At 68.8% G+C, this 22,215-nt stretch carries 19 protein-coding genes; 17 read left to right on the plus strand and 2 right to left on the minus strand.

The window, feature by feature from the left end:
* The first annotated feature begins 151 nt into the window (after positions 1 to 151).
* The 11 genes from G582_RS0102960 to hemC all read left to right on the plus strand — a co-directional run bounded on the left by G582_RS0102960 (position 152) and on the right by hemC (position 13,468).
* Positions 152 to 1,321, plus strand: coding sequence for a class I SAM-dependent rRNA methyltransferase (locus G582_RS0102960; protein WP_028838563.1), 1,170 nt, complete (start codon positions 152 to 154; stop codon positions 1,319 to 1,321).
* 64 nt (positions 1,322 to 1,385) lie between these two features.
* Positions 1,386 to 2,456, plus strand: a complete 1,071-nt coding sequence (locus G582_RS0102965; protein WP_028838564.1) for a DUF5694 domain-containing protein — start codon at positions 1,386 to 1,388, stop codon at positions 2,454 to 2,456.
* Positions 2,457 to 2,545: 89 nt separating this feature from the next.
* Positions 2,546 to 3,211, plus strand: coding sequence for a response regulator transcription factor (locus tag G582_RS0102970; RefSeq protein ID WP_028838565.1), 666 nt, complete (start codon positions 2,546 to 2,548; stop codon positions 3,209 to 3,211).
* Positions 3,198 to 4,535 carry a sensor histidine kinase gene (locus G582_RS0102975; protein WP_028838566.1) on the plus strand — a complete coding sequence of 446 codons (1,338 nt, stop codon included), beginning with the start codon at positions 3,198 to 3,200 and terminating at the stop codon, positions 4,533 to 4,535. Before G582_RS0102970 ends, G582_RS0102975 begins: the two co-directional genes overlap by 14 nt.
* Positions 4,536 to 4,633: 98 nt before the next feature.
* On the plus strand, positions 4,634 to 5,734 hold the full coding sequence (locus tag G582_RS15215; RefSeq protein ID WP_051246554.1) for an efflux RND transporter periplasmic adaptor subunit: 1,101 nt from the start codon (positions 4,634 to 4,636) through the stop codon (positions 5,732 to 5,734).
* A 4-nt stretch (positions 5,735 to 5,738) separates the two neighbouring features.
* Positions 5,739 to 8,816 carry an efflux RND transporter permease subunit gene (locus G582_RS0102985; RefSeq protein WP_028838567.1) on the plus strand — a complete coding sequence of 1,026 codons (3,078 nt, stop codon included), beginning with the start codon at positions 5,739 to 5,741 and terminating at the stop codon, positions 8,814 to 8,816.
* The gene (locus G582_RS0102990) at positions 8,813 to 9,118 is read left to right on the plus strand and encodes a DUF3240 family protein (protein ID WP_028838568.1); all 306 of its coding nucleotides are present in this window, start codon (positions 8,813 to 8,815) and stop codon (positions 9,116 to 9,118) included. The genes G582_RS0102985 and G582_RS0102990 overlap by 4 nt, the downstream gene beginning before the upstream one ends.
* Positions 9,115 to 10,344 carry a TolC family protein gene (locus G582_RS0102995; protein WP_038052611.1) on the plus strand — a complete coding sequence of 410 codons (1,230 nt, stop codon included), beginning with the start codon at positions 9,115 to 9,117 and terminating at the stop codon, positions 10,342 to 10,344. Before G582_RS0102990 ends, G582_RS0102995 begins: the two co-directional genes overlap by 4 nt.
* 49 nt (positions 10,345 to 10,393) lie before the next feature.
* Entirely contained in the window at positions 10,394 to 11,101 is a 708-nt protein-coding gene (locus tag G582_RS0103000; protein WP_028838570.1) for a VIT1/CCC1 transporter family protein, read from the plus strand.
* 43 nt (positions 11,102 to 11,144) lie between these two features.
* A complete protein-coding gene (locus G582_RS0103005; RefSeq protein ID WP_028838571.1) occupies positions 11,145 to 12,503 on the plus strand; it encodes a DNA recombination protein RmuC in 1,359 nt (452 codons plus the stop codon).
* 53 nt (positions 12,504 to 12,556) lie between these two features.
* Positions 12,557 to 13,468, plus strand: coding sequence for a hydroxymethylbilane synthase (gene hemC / locus G582_RS0103010; protein ID WP_028838572.1), 912 nt, complete (start codon positions 12,557 to 12,559; stop codon positions 13,466 to 13,468).
* 39 nt (positions 13,469 to 13,507) lie between these two features.
* Here hemC and G582_RS0103015 read toward each other — a convergent pair whose 3' ends face one another.
* The gene (locus tag G582_RS0103015) at positions 13,508 to 14,140 is read right to left on the minus strand and encodes a DUF481 domain-containing protein (RefSeq protein ID WP_028838573.1); all 633 of its coding nucleotides are present in this window, start codon (positions 14,138 to 14,140) and stop codon (positions 13,508 to 13,510) included.
* An 81-nt stretch (positions 14,141 to 14,221) separates the two neighbouring features.
* Between G582_RS0103015 and G582_RS0103020 the strand changes: the two genes are divergently transcribed.
* Complete coding sequence (locus G582_RS0103020) at positions 14,222 to 15,193, plus strand: helix-turn-helix transcriptional regulator (protein ID WP_028838574.1); 972 nt, start codon at positions 14,222 to 14,224, stop codon at positions 15,191 to 15,193.
* A complete protein-coding gene (locus G582_RS15220) occupies positions 15,193 to 16,092 on the plus strand; it encodes a patatin-like phospholipase family protein (protein WP_038052612.1) in 900 nt (299 codons plus the stop codon). Before G582_RS0103020 ends, G582_RS15220 begins: the two co-directional genes overlap by 1 nt.
* 71 nt (positions 16,093 to 16,163) lie before the next feature.
* On the opposite strand, the gene G582_RS0103030 is transcribed toward G582_RS15220, so the two are convergent.
* Positions 16,164 to 16,526 carry a helix-turn-helix domain-containing protein gene (locus tag G582_RS0103030; protein ID WP_028838575.1) on the minus strand — a complete coding sequence of 121 codons (363 nt, stop codon included), beginning with the start codon at positions 16,524 to 16,526 and terminating at the stop codon, positions 16,164 to 16,166.
* Between the two features lie 245 nt (positions 16,527 to 16,771).
* Here G582_RS0103030 and G582_RS0103035 point away from each other — a divergent pair, with 245 nt between their 5' ends.
* The 4 genes from G582_RS0103035 (at position 16,772) to G582_RS17815 (ending at position 22,196) form a co-directional block, all read left to right on the plus strand.
* On the plus strand, positions 16,772 to 18,037 hold the full coding sequence (locus G582_RS0103035) for an HlyD family secretion protein (protein ID WP_038052615.1): 1,266 nt from the start codon (positions 16,772 to 16,774) through the stop codon (positions 18,035 to 18,037).
* A gap of 89 nt (positions 18,038 to 18,126) precedes the next feature.
* Positions 18,127 to 20,877, plus strand: coding sequence for a M16 family metallopeptidase (locus G582_RS15225; RefSeq protein ID WP_038052617.1), 2,751 nt, complete (start codon positions 18,127 to 18,129; stop codon positions 20,875 to 20,877).
* Positions 20,878 to 21,054: 177 nt separating this feature from the next.
* On the plus strand, positions 21,055 to 21,291 hold the full coding sequence (locus tag G582_RS17810) for a hypothetical protein (protein WP_156880229.1): 237 nt from the start codon (positions 21,055 to 21,057) through the stop codon (positions 21,289 to 21,291).
* A 59-nt stretch (positions 21,292 to 21,350) separates the two neighbouring features.
* Positions 21,351 to 22,196: a pepsin/retropepsin-like aspartic protease family protein gene (locus G582_RS17815; RefSeq protein WP_156880231.1), complete on the plus strand. Its 846-nt coding sequence runs from the start codon at positions 21,351 to 21,353 to the stop codon at positions 22,194 to 22,196.
* Positions 22,197 to 22,215: the final 19 nt, after the last annotated feature.

The raw sequence follows: 22,215 nt of genomic DNA on the forward strand, positions 1-22,215 counted from the left end.
GCGAAGGTCTCACTCACTGGCCGGTGGCCAGCTGCGGCGCCGGGGTTGGTGTCGAATGAACACCTTCCCGTAATGACGACGTCCGCACGCGGAGTTACTCCCCTTCTTCGGCGACAATAGCAGACCCCGGTAAAACCACGTGAACGCCGCCATGGCCGAACCCCTGCCCGTTGTCCAGCTCAAGAACGCCTGGAATTCCACCCACCCGTGGATCTTCCAGCGGCTGGTGGAAAAGCCCGCGCAGCGGCCCAAGCCCGGCAGCATCGTGGATGTGGTCGGGGTGGACGGCACCTGGATCGGCCGCGGTTTCTACAACGGCCATTCGCGGATCGCCCTGCGCATGCTGGAGCGCGACCCCGACGTGGCGGTGGATGCCGACTGGTTCGTGCGCAAGATCGGCGAGGCAATCCAGCTGCGCCGCGAAATCCTCAAGCTGGACGAGATTTCCAACGCCTGGCGCGTGGTCCACAGCGAAGGCGACGGCATCAGCGGGCTGGTAGTGGACCGCTACGACGACCTCATCGTGGTCGAGTTCTTCAGCGCCGGCGCGTGGCGCCACCGCAGCATCATTTTCGATGCGCTGCGCGAGCACTTCCCCGGCTGCCGCTTCCACAGCTTCGCCGACGAGCACGTGCAGAAGCAGGAAAGCTTCGACTACAAGGACACCCAGGGCACCGAGCCGGCCACCGTCACCGAACACGGCATCAAGTTCCACGCCGACCCGGCCGACGCGCACAAGACCGGCTTCTTCGCCGACCAGCGCGAGAATCGCCAGTGGCTGAGCCAGCAGGTGGCAGGCAAGCGCGTGCTCGACCTGTGCTGCAACACCGGCGGCTTCGCCGTGTATGCGGCGGCGCGCGGTGCCAGCGAAGTGGTGGGCATCGACATCGACCCGGCGGTGATCGAGCTCGCAAAGCAGAACGCGTATTTGAACCACGTCAAGCCGCGGTTCGTGCAGTCCGACATCTTCCCGTGGCTGCGCGATGCCGCGGCGGCGGGCGAACAATTCGACGTGGTCATCCTCGACCCGGCCAAGATGACCCGCGACCGCGAGCAGGTCATCAACGCGCTGAAGAAGTACCTCGACATGAACAAGCTGGCGCTGGGCGTGGTCAAGCCGGGCGGCCTGTTCGCCACCTTCAGCTGCACCGGCCTGGTCAGCGAGGACCAGTTCCTCGACATGCTGCGCCGCGCCGCGTTCTACGCCGGCCGCACCGTGCAGGTACTCAAGGTGGCCGGCGCCGGCCCCGACCACCCGTGGCTGGCGCAGGTGCCGGAATCCCGCTACCTGAAGGCGGTGTTCTGCCGGGTGCTGGACTGACCCTTTCAACCCCGGCGGCGTTACGCGCATCGCACCCCGCATCTCCAACCACGCGGGGCGACGGATGACGGGACGGATTGTGGCGGCGCTGCTGGCGCTGGCATTGGCGGGCGCGGGCAGCGCGCCGGCGGCGGCGCAACGAGTGGACCTGTCGGCGCTGGATGCGGCGATGCCCGGCCCGCCGACCCGGGTGCTGGTGCTGGGGTCGGTGCATCTTTCGCAGGGCGGGGCGGCCGCGTTCGATCCCGCGACCTTGGAACCGCTGCTGCAGCGGCTGGCCGCCTACCGGCCCGGGATCATCACCATCGAGGCCCTGTCCGGCGAAACCTGCGAGCTGCTGCGCCGGCGCGCGATCTACCGGCAGGTCATGGACTACTGCCCGGACGTGGCGGCCGCCCGTGCCGCCACCGGGCTGGACGGCCCGGCCGCGCTGGACGCGATGGATGCGGCGCTGCGGGACTGGCCGGCGCAGCCGACGCCCGCGCAGCGCAGGCGGCTGGCATCGATCTTCCTGGCGGTCGGTGAACCGGCATCGGCACTGGTGCAGTGGTGGCAGCTGCCGGAGGCCGAGCGCCGGACCGGCGACGGCCTCGACGAGGCGCTGGTGCAGGACCTGCGCAAGCGCGAGGCCAACCCCAACGAGAACTACCAGGTCGCGGCGCGGCTGGCCGCGCGCCTCGGCCTTCAGCGCCTGCATGCGGTAGACGACCACGTCGGCGACAACCTCGACATCCGCGACGAGGCAGCGTTCGAGAAGGCGATCCGGCAGGCGTGGGCCGGCGCCAGCGAAACCGCCAAGCAGGCGCAGGAACACATTGCCGGGCTGCGCGCGCGCGGCGACCTGCTCGGCACCTATCGCACGATCAATGCGCCGGCCTACCTGCGCCCCGCCGTCGAGGCCGACTTCGGCCAGGCCCTGCGCGATCCGTCGCCGCAGCGTTTCGGCCGCCAGTACGTGGCCGGCTGGGACGCGCGCAACCTGCACATGCTCGGCCATCTGGTCGCGGCCTTCCGCGAACGCCCGGGTGCGCGCGTGCTGGCGGTGGTCGGGGCCTCCCACAAGCCGTGGTTCGATGCCCTGCTGGGCATGACGCAGGGCGTGGAAGTGGTCGACGCGGAGCAGGTGTTGCGCTGACCCGGATGGGGATGGGGCGTTAGCATGCGCGGCAAGACCGGCGGCATGCGAAGGAGCCCCATGCACCAATTCCCCCGGATGTGCCGGCGATGCGCCTGCTGATCGTCGAGGATTCGCCGACCCTGGCCGCCAGCCTGCAGGCTACGCTGGAGCAGGACGGCCACGCCTGCGACCACGCCGCCGACGGCGAGCAGGCCATCGCCTTCCTCGCCGGCCATGACTACGACCTGTTGGTACTGGACTGGATGCTGCCGCGGCGCGACGGCCTGCAGGTGCTGAAGGCGCTGCGTGGTTCCGGCGCGCGCGCGCGGGTGCTGATGCTGTCGGCGCGCGACACCGTCGCCGACCGGGTGGCCGCGCTGGATGCCGGCGCCGACGACTACCTGGTGAAACCCTTTGCGCTGGACGAACTGCAGGCGCGGGTGCGTGCACTGGCGCGGCGCGGGCGCGACGGCGGCGACACCGTGCTGGAGCTGGAGGGCCTGCAGGTGGACACCGGCGCCCGCCGCGCGCGCTGGCAGGGCGTGGACCTGCAGCTGTCGCCAAAGGAATACGCGCTGCTGGAACTGCTGCTGCGCGAGCGCGGCAAGGTGCTGTCGCGGCCGGCGATCTTCGACCGCCTGTACGACAGCGCCAGTGAATCCTCCGACAAGGTGGTGGAAGTGATCCTGAGTACCCTGCGCGGCAAGCTGGCCAAGGCTGGCGCGCCCGACCCCATCCACACCCGCCGCGGCTTCGGCTATGTCATCGAATAGCCCGCGCGGATGGTCGCTGCGCACCCGCCTGCTGTGGCAGCTGGTGCTGGCGATCGGCCTGTTGCTGGGCGGGCTGTTCCTGCTGCTGGACGTATTGGTGGACCGCGCGATGTACCGCCAGCTCGACCAGTTCGTGGAGTCGCGTGCGTCCGCGCTGGCGCAGCAGCTGCAGGTGGACGACGACCCGCGCGCGCACATCCTGCCGGCCTGGGACATCGCCGGGCATACCGATTTCTTCGCCATCTACGACGCTGGCGGCCGCCTGCGCGCGGCCTCGATGAACAGCGGCGACGGCGCACTGCGCCTGCCGGCCAGCGTGCGCGGCGACATCCTGCTGCCGGACGGCCACGCCGGCCATTACCGGGTGCTGCCGCTGGCGGCGGGTCGGTTTGCCGGTGGCCGGCTGGTGATGGCCACCGAGCGCGAGAGCTGGGACCGCACCGAGCGGCGCATGCACGGTGTGCTGCTGGCCGGCACGTTGGCGGCCATCGTGCTGGCGGTGCTGCTATGCCTGCTGTTGGTGCGCCAGGCCTTCGTGCACATGGCGCGCGAGGCCCGGCGATTGCCGCACGATGGTCCGCCGGAACCGGGCCTACTGGCCAGCAGCCCGCGCGAACTGCAGCCGTTCATCGAAGCTGCCCACGAAGCCCTGCGCCGGTCGTGGGAAATGGCTGGGCGCGAGCGGAGTTTTTCCCGCAGCATCGCCCACGAGCTGCGTACGCCGGTGGCGGAAATCGCCGCGGTGACCGAACTGGCGCAGCGCCATGATGACCCCGCCGCGCTGCGCCAGGCCTTGGCCAGCGTGCGCGACACCAACACGCGCATGCAGCGCGGCATCGAGGCGTTGCTGGCGCTGGCCCGCTTCGAATCCGGGCAGGAAGCGCCGCAGGCCGATCCGCTGGACCTGGCTGCCCTGCTGCGCCAGCTGGCCGGCGACGGCTGGCCGGCCGACCGGCTGCGCCTGCAGCTGCCGGTGGAGGCCTGGGTGGTCTGCGATGCAGGGATGCTGGAGCGGGTGGCCAGCAACCTGCTGCAGAACGCGCTGGAATACGGTGATCCCGACGTGCCGGTGCAACTGGCGCTGGCGCGGACGCCGCAGGGCTGGTGGCTGCAGCTGCGCAACCGTGCCTCCCGGCTGGCCGAAGCCGACCTGGTCCGCTTCGGCGAACGTCACTGGCGCGGCGGCCGCGACACCGACCCGCGCCACGCTGGCCTGGGGCTGGCGCTGGCGCGGGCGATGGCCACTGCGCTGGGCCTGCAGCTGCAGTTCACCCTCGAAGGCAGCGAGCTGCAGGCGGCGCTGGGGCCGATCCCGGCGCTGTAGAAGCGGTTCGGGCAGCCGGTGGGCGTTCCGGCGCTCCTTAAGCGTGGCGAAAGTTTGCGTATTCAGACTTCGGCCATCCGCCTGACTCCGTCATCGCCATGCGCCGTCTTCCCGCCGTTCTTCTGCTGACCTCCGCGCTGCTGGCGCTCACCGCCTGCGGCTCCTCCAACGACGCCGCGCCAACGGAAGCCGCTCCGCAGGCCGACGCCCAGGGCCGGATCCGCCTGAGCGCCGCGCAGACCGCCAACCTCGGCATCCAGCGCACCCCGGCGGTGGCTGCCGACAGCGTGCCGGTCACCGGCCTGCCAGCCGAGGTCACGGTGCCGCTGGCCTCCAGCGCGCAGGTGACCATGCCGTACGCCGGGGTGGTGACACGGGTGCTGGTGGACGAAGGCGAGAGCGTGCGCCGCAGCCAACCGATGCTGCGGGTGCAGAGTCGCGAGCTGGTGGCGGTGCAGGCCGACTACGCCAGGGCCCGCGCCGAATCCGGGCTGGCGGCGCAGCAGGCGCAGCGCGACGCGCTGCTGCAGCGCGAAGGCCTGATCCCGGCCGCGCGCGCGCAGGAAAGCCGGGCGCGGGCACAGGTGGCCAGCGCCAGCCTGCAGCAGGCCGGTGCGTCGCTGGCGCAGCTGCGGCCCAGCGGCGGCGCGGCCGGCGAGTTCGAACTGCTGGCCCCGCAGGCCGGCCGCGTGGTGCACCGGCAGGTGGCGCCGGGACAGGCGCTGGAAGCGTTGGCCGCGGCCTTCACCCTCTCCAGCGACGACCGCCTGGACCTGGAATTCGCGGTGCCGGTGGAACTGGCGACGCAGCTGCGCGTCGGCCAGCCGGTGGCGCTGCCCGGCGGCGCCACGGCCAGCGTGGCGGCGGTGGGTGGCGACGCCGATGCCGGCGCGCAGAGCCTGCGCGTGCGCGCGCAGCTGGCTGCCGGCAGCGGGTTGCTGCCGGGCCAGCAGCTGGACGTGACCCTGCAGCTTCCGGCCCCCGCCGGCGCGGTGGCGGTGCCCGTGGGCGCGCTGCTGCAGGATGGCGACGGCCACCTGCTGTTCGTGCTCGAAGGCGATACCTGGCGCGGCCTGCCGGTGCGCCTGCTGGGCGGCGACGGGCGCCACGCCATCGTCACCGGCGAAGGGCTGCGCGCCGGCCTGCCGGTGGCGAGCGCCGGCGCCAACCTGCTCAAGACCCTGACGGCGGCGGAGTAGGCCCATGCTGCAACGGCTGATCGCGTTTTCCCTGCGCCAGCGCCTGATGGTGCTGCTGGCGGTGCTGGTGCTGGCCGGCTTCGGCCTGCGCGCCTACCTGCAGCTGCCCATCGACGCGTACCCCGACATTTCGCCTACCCAGGTCAAGCTGATCCTGAAGGCGCCGGGCATGACCCCGGAGGAAGTGGAAAGCCGGGTGGTGGCGCCGCTGGAGATGGAGCTGCTGGGCGTGCCCGACGCGGTGATGCTGCGCTCGACCGCGAAGTACGCGATCGCCGACATCACCCTGGACTTCAAGGAAGGCACCGACATCTACTGGGCGCGCCAGCAGGTGGCGGAACGCTACGGCAACGTCATCGACGTGCTGCCGGCAGGGGTCGGCGGCGGGCTGGCGCCGATCGCCACGCCGCTGTCGGACGTGCTGATGTTCACCATCGAGGGCGGCGGCCTGGACCTGCAGGAAAAGCGCACCCTGCTCGACTGGACCATCCGTCCTGCCCTGCGCACGGTGCCCGGCGTGGCCGACGTCAACGTGCTGGGCGGCCACGCGCGCGCCTTCGTGGTGGTGCCGGACCGCGCCCGCCTGCTGGCCAACGGCCTGCATCTGGACGACCTGGTGCAGGCGCTGGAGCGCAACAACCGCAACGACGGCGCCGGCCGCCTGCAGGCCGGCGAGAACGCGCTGATCGTGCGCGTGGAAGGCGCGCTGGCGGATGCCGACGACATCGGCAACGTGGTGCTCAAGCCCGGCATGCCGCCGGTGCGGGTGCGCGACGTGGCGCGCGTGCGCACCGAGGCGATGACCCGCTACGGCGCGGTGACCCGCGACGGCAAGGGCGAGGCGGTGCAGGGGATCGTGGTCGCGCTGCGCGGCGTGGATGCCTCCAGGCTGGTGCATGCGGCGGAGGCGCGGCTGCAGTCGCTGGCGTCGAGCCTGCCGCCGGGCGTGAAGATCGTCCCCTTCTACAACCGCAGCGAACTGATCGAGCGCGCGGTGGCCACCGTGCGCAACGCGCTGCTGGAAGCCACCGTGCTGGTGGTGGTGCTGCTGCTGCTGTTCCTGGGCGAACTGCGCGCGGCGCTGGTGGTGTCGCTGATGCTGCCGCTGGCGGCGCTGTTCACCTTCCTGCTGATGCGGTTGACCGGCCAGAGCGCCAACCTGATGAGCCTGGGTGGGCTGGCGATCGCCATCGGCATGCTGGTGGACGCGGCGGTGGTGGTGGTGGAGAACACCGTGACCCGCCTGCAGCCGGACGCACGCGGCGCGCACCTGCCGCGCCTGCACCGGGTGTTCGACGCCACCCGCGAGGTGGCCACGCCGGTGGCCGCGGGCATGCTGATCATCGCCCTGACCTTCCTGCCGCTGCTGACCCTGGAAGGGCTGGAGGGCAAGCTGTTCGGGCCGGTGGCGTTGACGATCGTGTTTGCGCTGGGCGCCTCGCTGCTGCTGTCGCTGACCCTGATCCCGGTGCTGGCCTCGTTCCTGCTGCGTTCGCACGTGGAACACACGCCGTGGCTGATGCGCCAGGTGGACCGCATCTACCGGCCGCTGCTGGACGCCGTGCTGGCGCGGCCCAGGCGCGCGTTGGTGCCCGCCTTGGTGGCGCTGGTGCTGGGCGTGGCGGCCTATCTCGGGGTCGGCAAGAGCTTCATGCCGACCATGGACGAAGGCGACATCTTGGTGCAGATCGCCAAGTCGCCGGCGATCTCGCTGCAGCGTTCCGCCGAGCTGGACCTGGCGGTCGGGCGTGCGATCAAGGCGAAGGTGCCGGAAGTCGACCACGTGGTAGCGCGGGTGGGTTCGGACGAGCTGGGCCTGGACCCGATGGGCCTGAACGAAACCGACATGTTCCTCAAGCTCAAGCCCAAGGCGCAGTGGCGCAACCCGGACAAGGCCTGGCTGGCGGAGGAGATCCGCAAGGTGCTGCACGGCTTCCCCGGCATGGACATCGGCTTCACCCAGCCGATCGAGATGCGCGTCTCGGAAATGCTCACCGGCAGCCGCGGCGACCTCGCCATCAAGATCTTCGGCCCCGACCTTGCCACCCTCGGCACGCTGGCGCACCAGACCGCGGTCGCGCTGGAGAAGGTGCCCGGCGCGCAGGACATCCTCACCCAGACCACCGAGGGCGTGGACTACCTGCAGGTGGTGGTCGACCCGGTGGCGGCCGGCCGCAACGGGCTGGCGGTGGCCGACGTGCAGGACGAGCTGCGCGCGCAGATCGACGGCATGCCGGCCGGCATCGTGATCGAACCCGGACGGCGCACGCCGATCTTGGTCCGCGGCGGCGACGAGGTGCGGATGTCGGCGCAGCGCTTCCGCACCCTGCGCGTCGCCCTGCCCAGCGGCGGCGACATCCCGCTGTCCGCGATCGCCACCCTCAAGGCCGGCAACGGCCCGGTCAAGGTGGGCCGCGAACAGGGGTCGCGCTATGCGCTGGTGCAGTCGAACGTGGACGGCCGCGACCTGGTCGGCTTCGTCGAGGAAGCGAAGGCGGCGCTGGCCACCGCGGTCAAGCTGCCGCCCGGCTACCGGATGGAATGGGGCGGCCAGTTCGAGAACCAGCAGCGCGCCGCCGCAAGGCTGGGCCTGGTGGTGCCGATCGCGCTGGCGGCGATCTTCGTGGTGCTGTTCCTGAGCTTCGGCTCGCTGCGGCAGGCGCTGCTGATCCTCGGCAACATCCCGTTCGCGCTGGTCGGCGGGCTGATGGCGCTGTGGCTGTCGGGCGAGTACCTGTCGGTGCCGGCCTCGGTCGGCTTCATCGCCCTGCTCGGCATCGCCGTCCTCAACGGGCTGGTGCTGGTGACTTGCTTCAACCAGCTGCATGACACCGGGCTGGAGATCGCCGAGGTGGTGCGGCGCGGCGCGCTGCAGCGGGTGCGACCGGTACTGATGACCGCCAGCATCACCGCACTGGGACTGGTGCCGCTGCTGCTGGCCAGCGGGCCGGGTTCCGAGATCCAGCGCCCGCTCGCCATCGTGGTGATCGGCGGACTGGTGACCTCCACCGCGCTGACCCTGCTGTTGCTGCCGATCCTGTACCAGCGCTATGGCATCGAACCCTCGAAGGAGCGCGCATGAACGATCTGGTGCGATTGAGCCTGGTGTTCCCGCCGCGGCTGGAAACCGCGCTGACCGAAGCCTTGGTGGCCGGGGCCGGCCTGCCTGGCTTCACCCTGCTGCATGCCGAAGGCCATTCCAGCGACTTCAGCACCGCCTCGGCCGCCGAGCAGGTGCACGGCCGGGTGCAACGGCGGGTGCTGTGGATGCTGCTGCCGCGGGCGCAGGTGGACACCGTGCTGGCGGCGCTGCGCGGGCAGGTGGACGCGCAGGAAGTGCGCTGGTGGATCGAGCCGGTGCTGGCGATGGGGAGGCTGGGATGAAACGACTGTTCGTGATCCTGTTGGGCGCCTGCAGCTTCAGTGCGCAGGCGCAGCAGTGGCTGCCCCCGCATGCCGTGGTGCACGAGGCTATCGACATCCAGCCGGATGTGGTCGCGGCGCGCGCGCGGGTGGAGGCGGCGCGTGCGCGCGCCGGCGCCCTCGCGGCCGGGCCGCACGAATTCCAGCTGGATGCGGTGGCGCAGCGGCGCAGCACCGACGAGTTGGGTGGCCGGCAGCGCTTTTCGGAGTCCGAATTCACCCTCAGTCGCGCTTTCCGGCTGCCCGGCAAGGCTGCGTTGGACCGCCGCATCGGCGATGCCGGGGTGGTGGCCGCGGAACTGCGGCTGGACGATGCCCGCCATCAGGGCGCGCGGCGCATGCTGGACGACTGGATGGACTGGCTGCGTGCGGCGGAGCACCTGCGCACCGCGGAGGCGACCTCCGCGCTGCTGGAGCGGGAGCGCAGCGGGTTGGCGCGGCGGGTGGACCTGGGTGAATCCTCGCGCAAGGACCTGGACCTGATCGACGTCGAGCGCGCCCAGGCGCACGCGCGCCTGCTGGCCGCACAGGCGGCGCTGCATTCGACCCGCGAGGCCATGCACAGCGATTTCCCGGGCCTGCCGATCCCGGCGGGTGCGCCGGCGGTGGATCCGCCGCTGGCGCTGCCGGAGACGCCGCAGGCGTGGATCGACCGGATCATCGCGCGCAGCCACGAGATCGGCGCGCTGGCGGCCGATGCCGACCAGGCCGACGCGCGTGCCGCGCGTGTCCGCGCCGAACGCATCGCCGACCCCGTCCTTGGGTTTCGCCGCCTGGACGAGCGCGGCGGCGCCGAGCAGGTCAACGGCCTGGTCCTGAGCATTCCGCTGGGCGGTCGCTACCGTGCGGCCAATGCGCAGGCGGAGTCCGCCCAGGCCGCCGCCGTGCACGGCGACGTCGCCAGCATGCGCCGCGACATCAGCCGCGAAGCGGTGGTGACGGTGACCGCGGCCGCCACGCTGGCGGCGCAGTGGCAGGCCCAGCGCAATGCACTCGACGCCAGCGAGGCGGCGCTGAAGCGGGTCAAGCGCGGCTGGGAACTGGGCGAAGTGGCGGTGGCCGAATGGCTGCTGGTGCAGCGCCAGCATACCCAGATCGCCGCCGCCGAGGCCGATGCCCGTGCCGATGCCGAGCGGGCGCGGCTGCGGGTGCTGGTGGACGCGCACGACCTCTGGCATGACGAGTAGCGGGCGCGCCTATAATGCGCGCACCCAAGCCCCTGCCAGGCCCGCGTCCATGCAGATCGAAACCCACCATTACCACGAGCCGCACCGCAGCCAGCACAGCGGCTGGCTGCGCGCTTCGGTACTCGGCGCCAACGATGGCCTGATTTCCACCAGCAGCCTGGTGCTGGGCATGGCCACCGCGCAGGCGGAGCCGGCCACCATCCTGCTGACCGGCATCGCCGGCCTGGCCGCCGGTGCGTTGTCGATGGCGGCTGGCGAATATGTCTCGGTCAGCTCGCAGGCCGATGCCGAGCATGCCGACATCCGCATCGAGCGCGCTGCGCTGGACCTGCATCCGGAAGCGGAGCTGCGCGAACTCACCCAGATCTACGTGCACCGTGGACTGGAACCGGAGCTGGCGCGGCAGGTGGCCGAGCAGCTGACCGCCCACGACGACCTGGCCGCGCACCTGCGCGACGAGGTCGGCATCCACGACCTGCAGCGCGCGCGGCCGGTGCAGGCGGCGCTGGTCTCGGCGGCCTCGTTCACCGTGGGGGCGCTGCCGCCAGTGCTGCTGGCGTGGCTGTGGAGCAGCCAGAGCCTGACCCTCGCCATCGTCGCCAGCACCACCGTGCTGCTGGCGGTGCTGGGCTACGTGGCCGAACGGGTGGCCGGCGGCGGCGGCATCAAGGGCGCATGGCGGGTGCTGCTGTGGGGCAGCCTGGCGCAGGCCGCCACCGCGCTGATCGGCTGGGCGTTCGGGGTCAGCGTCGGCTGACCTCGGTCGCAGGCGCTGCGACGCCCGCCGCTACACTGGCGGCATGGATACCACCACGCTCCTGCTGTCGCTGCTGCTGCTCGCCGTGCTCGGCCTCATCGCGCTGCTGTTGCTGCGCCGGCCGGAAGACCGCATCGCCGCGCTGCTGCGAGACGAACAGCGCGGTGGGCGCGACGAACTGCGCGGCCAGCTGGACAGCTTCGCCCTGCAGCAGGGCCAGCGCATCGACGGCTTCGGCAGCCAGCTGCAGGCGGTGGCCGCGCGCACCGACCAGCGCCTGGACGATCTCACCCAAAGCATCGACAAGCGGCTGGATGAGCTGCGCGCGGCGCTGAGCGAGGATGCGCGCAAGGCGCGGCTGGAAGCGGCCACCAGCCAGCAGCGGCATGCCGAGGCGCAAGGCCAGCAGCTGCGCGAGATGGGTGAGCGCAACCAGCTGCGGCTGGGCGAACTGCGTGCCACCCTGGAGCAGCAGCTGCAGTCGCTGCAGGCCGACAACGCGGCCAAGCTGGAGGCGATGCGCGCCACCGTCGACGAGAAGCTGCACGCGACACTGGAGACGCGCCTGACCGAGAGCTTCGGCAACGTCACCCGCATGCTGGCGCAGGTCCACCAGGGCCTGGGCGACATGAGCAAGCTGGCCGCCGACGTGGGCGGGCTGCAGCGGGTGCTGACCAATGTGAAGTCGCGCGGCATCTTCGGCGAAGTGCAGCTGGCCGGCCTGCTGGAGCAGGTGTTCGCGCCCGACCAGTACGCCGCCAACGTCGCCACCATCCCCGGCAGCAGCGAGCGGGTGGAGTTCGCGGTGCGCTTCCCGGGTTCGGGCGCCGACGCCGTGGTGTGGCTGCCGATCGACGCCAAGTTCCCGCGAGAGGATTACGAACGCCTGCTGGACGCGCAGGAACGCGCCGATGTCGACGCCGCGCGGCTGGCCGGCGATGCGCTGGAACGGCGCGTGCGCGAGGAGGCCAAGCGCATCCGCGGCAAATACGTGGCCGCGCCGCACACCACCGAATTCGCGGTGCTGTTCCTGCCCACCGAAGGCCTGTATGCGGAAGTGCTGCGCCGCCCGGGGCTGTTCGAGGCCCTGCAGCGCGAGCAGCGCATCACGATCGCAGGACCGACCACCCTGCTGGCGCTGCTGACCAGCCTGCAGATCGGCTTCCGCACCGTCGCCATCGAAAAGCGCTCGGCCGAGGTCTGGCGCATCCTCGAGAAGGCCAAGACCGAATTCGGCAAGTTCGGCGACGTGCTCGACAACGTCAAGAACAAGCTCGACCAGGCCAGCAAGCAGATCGAGCACACCGGCGTGCGCACCCGCGCCATCGAGCGCAGCCTGCGCGACGTGGAAACCCTGCCGGGCGAAGCGGCGGTGGTGCTGGAGCCGCCGTCGGCCGAGTAGGCGCGTTGTGGACGCGGCGGGCACGCGCGCCGGGCAGCGGCGATAATGCGCAGATGACTACGCTGCGCATCGCCACCCGCAAGAGCCCGCTCGCCCTGTGGCAGACCGAACACGTCGCCGAGCGCCTGCGCGCCGCCCATCCCGACCTGACCGTCGAACTGGTGCCGTTGTCCACCCGCGGCGACGAGATCCTCGACCGCTCGCTGGCGGCGATCGGCGGCAAGGGCCTGTTCCTGAAGGAGCTGGAGCTGGCGATGCAGCGCGGCGAAGCCGACTGCGCGGTGCATTCGCTCAAGGACGTGCCGATGACGCTGGAGCCCGGCTTCGCGCTGGCGGCCATCCTGCCGCGCGCCGACCATGCCGACGCCTTCGTCAGCAATCATTTCGACGGCCTCGACGCGCTGCCGCAGGGCGCGCGCGTGGGCACCTCGTCACTGCGCCGGCAGGCGCAGCTGCGCGCGCTGCGTCCGGACCTGCAGCTGCGCGACCTGCGCGGCAACGTCAACACGCGGCTGGCCAAGCTCGACGCCGGCGATTACGACGCCATCGTGCTGGCCTGCGCCGGCCTGCAGCGGCTGGGTTTCGACGCCCGCATCCGCGCCCGGCTGGACGCGCCGGGCTGGCTGCCGGCGCCGGCGCAGGGCGCCATCGCCATCGAAACCCGCGATGACGACCCGCGCATCGCGGCGCTGTGCGCGGCGCTGGACGATGCCGCCACCCGCACCTGCGTGGCGGCGGAGCGGGCCATGAACCGCGCGCTGGACGGCAGCTGCCACGTCCCCGTGGCGGGGCTGGCCACGCTGCAGGGCGAATGCCTGCTGCTGCAGGGACTGGTCGGCGCGACCGCAGACGGCCGCTGCGTCCGCGCCCAGGCCGAAGGCCCGGCGGATGCGTCGGAGGCGCTGGGCATCGAAGTGGCGCAGGCGCTGCTGGCGCAGGGCGCGCGCGCGCTGATCGACGGCTGAGCCTGCCGCCGCATGACGCCGGAGCGCGGGCTTACGCGCTTAGAACGCGTATTTCAGCTTCAGCGTCGCGTCGGTCTGGTTGCGGCCGGCCAGGTCGCTGTCGCGGCGCATTTCCACGCCGGAGCTCAGGATCAGGGTGGGCTGCAGCTGCACGTTCAGCAGCAGGCTGTTGCGCAGGTAGGCGCCGTGCTGGCCGGTTTCCACTCGGGTGACCTGCGACAGCCGCGCGCGCTTGCCCAGCGCCTGGTTCCATTCGACCTGCCCGCGCAGGATCGGCCCGGTACCGGCGGTGCCGTCGTCGGCGTAGCCCTGCAGGCGGTAGCCGGTGTCCACCGACACGCGCACGCTGGTGCCCGGCTTCTTCACCGCCTGCAGTCCGTACTGCATGCCGACACGCGCGTTGCTGCCCTGTGCCTTGACCCAGTCGCGGCGTTCGTTCGGAAGGTGCAGGCGGCCACCGCCGCCTGGCAGGTCGTCGGCATCCACCCGGCGTTGCCCGGAGGGAATCGCCGCCATCGCATCCACCGACCATTCGCCATTCACGCACTGCGCCTTCAGGCAGCGCGGCGGCGCGACCAGGCGCTGCGCCACCTCCGGCGGCAGGACCGGCAACAGCGGCGGATGGAGGGCAGTCGGCGGCGCGGAGAACGCCAGCCACAGCAGCGGCAGCATGGTCGTCTTGTTTAGGGGCTCGCCCGCATTCTACCCACGGCCGCAGGTACCCACCGAGAACGGCTGTCGCATAATCCGCGCATGGACCGCTATGAACGCATCATCGCCCTGCACCGCAGCCTGCAGGCCGCGCGCCGCCCTGTCACGGTGGCGCACCTGCAGGACGAGCTGGGCTGCTCGCGCGCCACCGTCTATCGCGACATCGCTTTCCTGCGCGATGCGCTGATGGCGCCGGTGATCGGCGACGGCGAGGCCGGCTTCCACTATGACAAGGCCGAGGCCGATCGCTTCGAGCTGCCCGGGCTGTGGCTGAACTCCGAAGAGCTACATGCCCTGCTGGCCGCGCAGCAGCTGCTGGCGCGCAGCAGCGGCGGCATGCTGTCGGCGGCGCTGGCGCCGCTGCAGCAGCGGGTGGAAAAGCTGCTGGACGCGCATTCCGGCGGCAAGCGCTGGCCACTGGAGCGGGTGCGGGTGATCCCGCACCGCATCCGCCGCATGGACGAGCACGCCTTCCGCATCGTTGCCTCAAGCGTGCTGGAGCGGCGCCGGCTGGCGTTCGACTACCGGGCCCGGTCCACCGACGAGAAGACCCGTCGCAGCGTGAGCCCGCAGCGACTGACCCACTACCGCGACAACTGGTATCTGGATGCCTGGGACGAGGACCGCGAGGGCCTGCGCAGCTTCTCCATCGACCGCATCGCCGGCGCCCGGCTGGCCGACGGCACTGCGCGCGACGTGGCCGAGGACGAGCTCAACGCCCACCTCGCCGGCAGCTACGGCATCTTCTCCGGCGCGCCCAAGGGCTGGGCCACCATCCGCTTTTCCGCCAAGGCCGCGCGCTGGGTGGCCGATGAACACTGGCATTCGCAGCAGCAGGGCCGCTTCCTGTCCGACGGCCGCTACGAACTGAAGCTGCCGTATTCGGTGCCGCGCGAGTTGCTGATGGACGTGCTGCACTACGGCGCCGACGCCGAGATCGTGGAACCGAAGGCGCTGCGCGAACAGCTGCGCGCGCACCTGCAGCTGGCGATGTCCAACTACGGGCAGGACTGATGGCCCATAGCGCGCGCGAAGGGTCGCAACCGGGCTCGATCGTGCTGGCGCTGGGCGGCGGCGGCGCGCGCGGCCTGGCGCAGATCGGCGTGATCGAGGTGCTGCAGTCGCGTGGCCTGGACATCGAAGCGGTGGCCGGCACGTCCTGCGGCGCACTGGTGGGCGGCGCGTTCGCGGCCGGCAAGCTGGACGAATTGCGCGACTGGATGACCCGCACCAGTCGCCGCGAAATGTTGCGACTGCTCGACCCGGGCTTGGGGCGTCCGGCCATGTTCACCGGCACCCGGCTGGTGCGCGCGCTGCGCGAGGTGGTGGGCGAGCCGCGCATCGAAGACCTGCCGATCGACTTCACCGCGGTGGCCGTGGACCTGCTGCGTCAACGCGAGGTGTGGCTGCGCCGTGGCGACCTGTGGGACGCGTTGCGCGCCTCGTTCGCCATTCCCGGCATCTTCACCCCACTGAACATGGGCGGCATGGAGCTGGTCGATGGCGGCCTGCTGGCGCCGCTGCCGATCACCGCCACCCGCCTGGCCGGCGCGCACCGGGTGGTGGCAGTGGACATCCACGGCAGCATCCCGCAGCGCAGGGACGAACCGGTGCGCGTGGTGGATGCCGAGGCCGGCGCGCCCGCGGTCGGCCTGCTGGGGCGCTGGATGGATCGGCTTGGCGACGAAGCGGCCACGCCCACCCACCGCTTCGGCCTGATGGAAGTGATGTCGCGTGCGCTGGACACCATGCAGGAGCGCATCGCCCGCGTGCAGCTGGCGCTGGAGCCGCCGGATCTGCTGATCCGCATCCCCCGCGATGCCTGCCAGTTCTACGAATTCTGGCGCGCGGCCGAGCTGATCGACATTGGCCGGCGCGAGGCGGAAAAGGCGCTGGACGCGGCGGGGTATTGAGCTTGCGGTAAGGAGCCCCCCCTTCGGTAGAAGGCTCCGGCGTCATCCAACGTCGAGTGGAAATGCTGCGCCTATTCGGCGGGGGCAACCACGCGGACATCCAGCAATTTCAGTATCGCGCTGCGAGTGCGCGGTGGGCCGTGGCGAAAAGCCAGCAGCACCTGCTGCTCGGTGCAGTTCCGCGCCACGGAGGGGTCGCGGGCGGCGCCGCACATCGCGCTGCAAGGCTCGCCGTTTCCGCTGATCAGCCAGTCGCAGGACACACCGGTGGCAGCGGCGATACCCAACAAATGGACGCATTCCGGCACCGTTTTTGCGCAGCCTTCCCAGTTTCCCACCGCACTGCGGCTGACACCCAGGGCCGCCGCAAGGTCTGCCTGCGTCATGTTCTTGCGCCGTCGCGCCACGCGGATGCGTATACCGAGGGAATCCATTCCGTTCCAATCTCCGTGTTCAAGCGGGTGAAGGATGGCATGGCGGCGTGCATCCCCGTCAAATCGACCGGGAATCGACGAGCATGCCGCCGAATATTGTCAGCACCCCTGACATTGCCGCGCAAAGCGCGGCAGATCAATGCATTCATTTTCGATGTCAGCGATCCTGGCATTTCCATACGCTTGCGCCCGGTAGCGGGCAATTGGGAATGTGATCCCCGTCTCCATCGTCATGGATTTGCGCAGTGTCGCAACCGCTGTTTCGCAAGGAAGCGCTGGAAGCCAAGCGCGGCAGCTGGTTGGGAAGTATTTCGCTGGCCCAGCCGTTGCCCCTGTGGGTGCTGACGGGGTTTGCGATGCTGGCGGCGCTGGCCATCGGTCTGTTTCTGACGCTCGGCACCTACACCCGCCGCTCCACGGTGATCGGGCAACTGGTGCCCGGCAAGGGATTGGCCACGGTCGTTTCACCGGCCAGCGGAGTCATCGCCAGATTGGACACCGCCGAAGGCGACCGCCTGCACGCCGGCCAGCGGCTGGCGGTCGTCGCGGTGCCGCGTGCCACCCCGGAGGGTGGCGATACCCAGACCTTGCTGGCAGCACGAATCAACGAGCGCCGTGACGGATTGCTGTCGCTGCGGGCGGCCCAGCAATCGCAACTGCAGGCGCAGGCGGAGGGCCTGCGCGCGCAATTGGCGAGCGCGCTGCGCGAATTGGCGCAGATCGAGGCCGAAGTCGCCACCCGGGACGAGCAGGCCCGCATCGCCCGGGAAACCCTGGCCCGGCTGAAGCAGCTGGAAGACAACCGCTACGTCAGCCTGTTGCAGATCAAGCAGCAGGAATCCACCGCGCTGGAGTACGCCGGGCAGGTGCAGACCCTGCAACGGCAGGCCATTGCCGCCCGTCGCGGCATCGCCCAGCTGGAGCAGGCCCTGCGCGAACTCCCGGGCCAGGAGCGGGCCATGCAGGCCGCGCTGCAGCGCGACATCGCGCAACTGGAAACCGAGCGCGTGCAGACCCAGGCGCAGGGCGCGCTGGCGGTCAGTGCGCCGGTAACCGGCGTCATCGCCACCCAGCTGGTGAAACCGGGGCAGTCCGTGCAGGCCGGGCAAGCCTTGATGAGCCTGCTGCCGGGCGACGGCACGCTGGAAGCGGAGCTGCTGGTGCCCAGTCGCGCGATCGGTTTCATCGAGCCGGGCGACAGGGTGCTGCTGCGCTATCAGGCCTATCCGTACCAGAAGTTCGGCCACCAGCAGGGGCGCGTGGCGCGGATCAGTCGCAGTGCCTTGAGCCCCGGCGAACTGGGTGCGCTGATCGGCAATGCACAGCAAGGCGAACCGTTCTACCGCATCACCGTGGCATTGGCGCGGCAGACCGTCACCGCCTACGGCAAGGCCGAGTTGTTGAAGCCGGGAATGCTGCTGGAAGCCGATGTGCTGGGCGAGAAGCGCCGGCTGATCGAGTGGGTGTTCGAGCCGCTGTATTCGCTCAAGGGGAAGCTCGGCAACAGCTGAGAAATAGAAACAACCCGGCTGTGGATCGCCGCAGGTCTTGCAAGGAAATCATCAGTGCCTTTCGGGGCGCATTCACCCAAGGAAGCTCCATGTTCAATCGACACCTGCGCACCCGCGCGCTCGCTCTTTCCCTCTCCCTGGCACTGTCCACCGTGGCACTGGCCGAGACGCCAACGGCATTGCCCAAGAGCGTCGTCGCCGGCCCCTGCGTCGAAGGGCTCTGCGAATACCGCCTGCCGAACGGACTGCGCGTGCTGCTGTTCCCGGATGCCAGCAAGCCCACCGTCACCGTCAACGTGGTGTACGGGGTCGGTTCGACGGACGAGAACTACGGCGAAACCGGCATGGCTCATCTGCTGGAGCACATGCTGTTCAAGGGCACGCCCAAGCATTCGGATATTCCCGGCGAGATGAAGCAGCGCGGCGTCGCCAAGAACGCCAGCACCTCGTTCGACCGCACCAACTATTTCGCCTCGTTCCCGGCCAACGACGACACCCTGGACTGGCTGCTCGGCCTGGAGGCCGACCGCATGGTCAATTCGAAGGTCGCCAAGAGCGACCTCGACAGCGAAATGACCGTGGTTCGCAACGAGATGGAAGCTGGCGACAACAATCCCGGCGGCGTGCTGATGAAGCGCGTACGCGCCGTCGCCTACGACTGGCACAACTACGCGAACCTGCCGATCGGTGCCCGTTCCGATGTGGAAGGCGTGCCGATCGCGAACCTGCAGGCGTTCTACAAGATCTGGTACCAGCCGGACAATGCACTCCTGATCGTCGCCGGCCGTATCGACCCCGGCAAGACGTTGGCGCGCATCGCCACGCACTACGGGCCGCTGAAGAAACCGGCCCGCGCGTTGCCGGCGAGGCACACCATCGAACCCGCCCAGGACGGCGAGCGCGAGGTCACCGTGCGCCGCACCGGCGATATCGCCTTGGTCGCTGCCAGCTACCACGTTCCCGCGCTTGCGCAGGCCGACAGCGCTCCGCTGGCGGTGCTGGCCGACGTGCTCGGCAATACGCCGAACGGGCGGCTGCACAAGGCGCTTGTCGAAACCAAGCTGGCCGCATTCGCAGTTGCCAGCGGCGACAGCCAGCGCGACCCCGGTCTGTTCACCGCCATCGTGGCGCTGCCGAAGACCGGCGATGCGGCGAAAGTGGAAACGGATCTGCTGAAGCAGACCGAAGACGTGGCTGCGCATCCCGTGACCGAGCAGGAAGTGGCTGCCGCCAAGCAGCGCATCGCCAACAACTACGAAAAACTGCTGGCCGACGCCAATGCGGTGGGCATGGCCTTGTCCGAATCGCAGGCGGCCAGCGACTGGCGGCTGCTGTTCGTGCAGCGCGATGCCATCGCCAAGGTCACCGCGGCCGACGTCAACCGGGTCGCGGCGACCTACCTGAAATCCGGCAACCGCACCCTGGGCCGGTTCGTGCCGACCGACAAGCCCGACCGCACCGAGATTCCCGCCGCGCCGGCAATCGCCAGTCTGGTGGAGGGCTATGTCGGCAAGGCGGCGGTGGCTGCCGGCGAAGCGTTCGAGGCGACGCCGCAGAACATCGCCGCCCGCACCCAGACCTTCACCCTCGGTGATGGCTTGAAGGTCTCGCTGCTGCCCAAGAAAACCCGCGGCGAAACCGTGGTGGTGAACGCCAATTTCGAATTCGGCAACGAAAGGGCGATCACCGGCCGCACGGATGCCGGCGCGCTGGTCGGGCCGATGCTGATGCTGGGCAGCAAGAGCATGACCCGCGAGCAGATCGCGGCCAAGTTCGACGCACTCAATACCCAGGCACAGATCGGCGGCAGCCTGCAGGGGGCCCAGATCGCGCTGCTCGGCAAGCGCGGGACGCTGGCCGATGCGCTGGCGCTCGCCGCCGACGTGCTGCGCAACCCCGCGTTTCCGGCGAACCAGTTCGAACAGCTGCGCCTGCAGGCGGCCACCGGCGTCGAGTACCAGCGCAAGGAGCCCGGCCCGCTGGCCGCCATGGCGCTCGCGCAACATTTCGATCCCTGGCCTGCCGGCCATCCGCTGCACGTGGACGGATTCGACGAATCGCTGGCCAAGCTGAAGGCGCTGAAGCTGGAAGACGTGCAGGCCTACCACCGCGACTTCTACGGCACGGCGCAGGGCGAAATCGCCGTGGTCGGCGACTTCGACCCCGTTGCTGTCAAAGCGCAGTTGGAACAGCTGTTCGCCGGCTGGAAGGCACCAACCGCCTATGCACCGATGTCCACGCACTACATCGATACCAAGGCGACGCGGGCGAGCTTCACCACCCCGGACAAGCCGAATGCCGTCCTGGTCGCCCGCCAGAACCTGTCCCTGAACCTGGTCGATCCGGATTTCCCGGCCCTGAGCATCGCCACCAGCATCCTGGGCGGTGATCCGCTGAAGGCGCGGCTGGCCGACCGCATTCGCCAGAAGGAAGGGCTGAGCTACGGCGTGACCGCCGCGCTGCGCGCGGACGAAAGCCGTCAGGGCCGCGACGACGACGGCTACCTGACCATCCAGGCGATCGCTGCGCCGCAGAACATGGCCAAAGTTGAAACCGCCGTGCGCGAAGAACTCGCGCGCCTCGTGAAGGACGGCATCACCGAGCAGGAACTCCGCGATGCCGTGCAGGCCAAGCTGGTGGCACGCGAACAGTCGCGGGCGCAGGACGGCGCCGTGGCCGGTGTCCTGGCGGAACACCTGGAATATGGCCGCCACATGCAGTTCGAAATCGACCGTGATACGGCGTACCGGGCGCTGACCGTGGCTCAAGTAAATGAGGCGATTCGCAAGCACTTTAAGCAGGGAAATTTGAGTGTGTTTGCGGCGGGGGATTTCAAGTGATCAACCGAGGATCAGACCTGATCGCTTGAGACCGACCGATCGAGCTGTTGTATTCGCTTAAGGGGGAGGTGGGCCATGGCTGACCTTCGCCGGAGCAACGAGATCGCCGGGTATGTTCCCGGCCCCATGGTGCAGGGGATGCGCCTTAATCAATGGAGTTAAAGTGCTATGAGAGAGATGAGCGCATATGAAATCTCATTTGTATCTGGCGGCAACGGCAACTCACCCTCGTGCCCTTCGGGAACGACGATGACAAGCGCAACGTACGATGCAAATGGCAAGCTTCAAAGCTACACTTGCACAACGAACCAAGAAGTTCAAAAATCTGACTGGGCTGTAGTTGGTGCGATTGTCGCAGCAGCAGCAGCGGTCGTGGTGGCTGTGGTTTCTATTGCTACCGGTGCTGCTTCTTAACTTTTAGGGTCGTTGCCGCCGTAATGGCGGCAACGATTTTAATTTATTAATAAACACAAATGAAGCGGGTATTTCTTTTAGTCTTCACGCTTTCATTGATTGCGCTATTTTTAGTGCGTGAGCGAGATGTTGCGGAGGATTCCGGGGTGCAGGTCAAGGGCGAAGAATTCCAATCCTACCGGGGTCGATACTGGGCTCCAATATCATTTCATGGGAATGTTTCTGATCGCGCACTTGTCGACACGGGAGCGGTCTATTCTTCGATAAAAGCAAAAATTCTAAAGGATATCGAGCACCGCGAGCTACCACCAACAGAAATTTCCTCTGTCGTTGGTCGCTATTCTCTTGAGGTGGTAAAGATTAAAGAAATCAATTTTTCTGGAAAAAGAAAAGAAGACCCTGTATTTTTGGTTTCTTCTACGAGCGTGATCGGGGCGAACCTCTTGTTTGATAATCCCCCCGTAACATTAGGGGCTGAAGGGGTTGAATGGGGAGATCGCTTGGATGAGGGAACTTGCGTGCCGTTTAAGATGGACTACCTGGGCAGCGGAGCAGAAAGCGGAATTTCTGCACTATACATTGGCCTGAAAATTAATGGCAACTTGGAATACGCGCTTCTGGATACTGGTGGACGGGATTATTTAACTGGAATAAAAGATGGTGCCAATCCGGCATCTCGTGTTACGCTGATCATGAATTCAGATGGGCGAATTTCTTTTGCAACATATTCTAATGAGTCAGCTGATCTAACTATCGGATCTGAGTCTAGGTCCGTCAGATACCGGTCTTACAAATCCGGATTCAATTCAAGAGCGAAGTATGTAATTGGCGCGAAATTCCTTGAGGAGTTTAGTGTTCATGTCAGATCTAATGTTGGGCCCGTTTGTCTAATAAAAAATCCATGAGTTTGGACTCGACCACAAG

The sequence above is a fragment of the Thermomonas fusca DSM 15424 genome (assembly GCF_000423885.1).
Taxonomy (GTDB): Bacteria; Pseudomonadota; Gammaproteobacteria; order Xanthomonadales; family Xanthomonadaceae; genus Thermomonas; species Thermomonas fusca.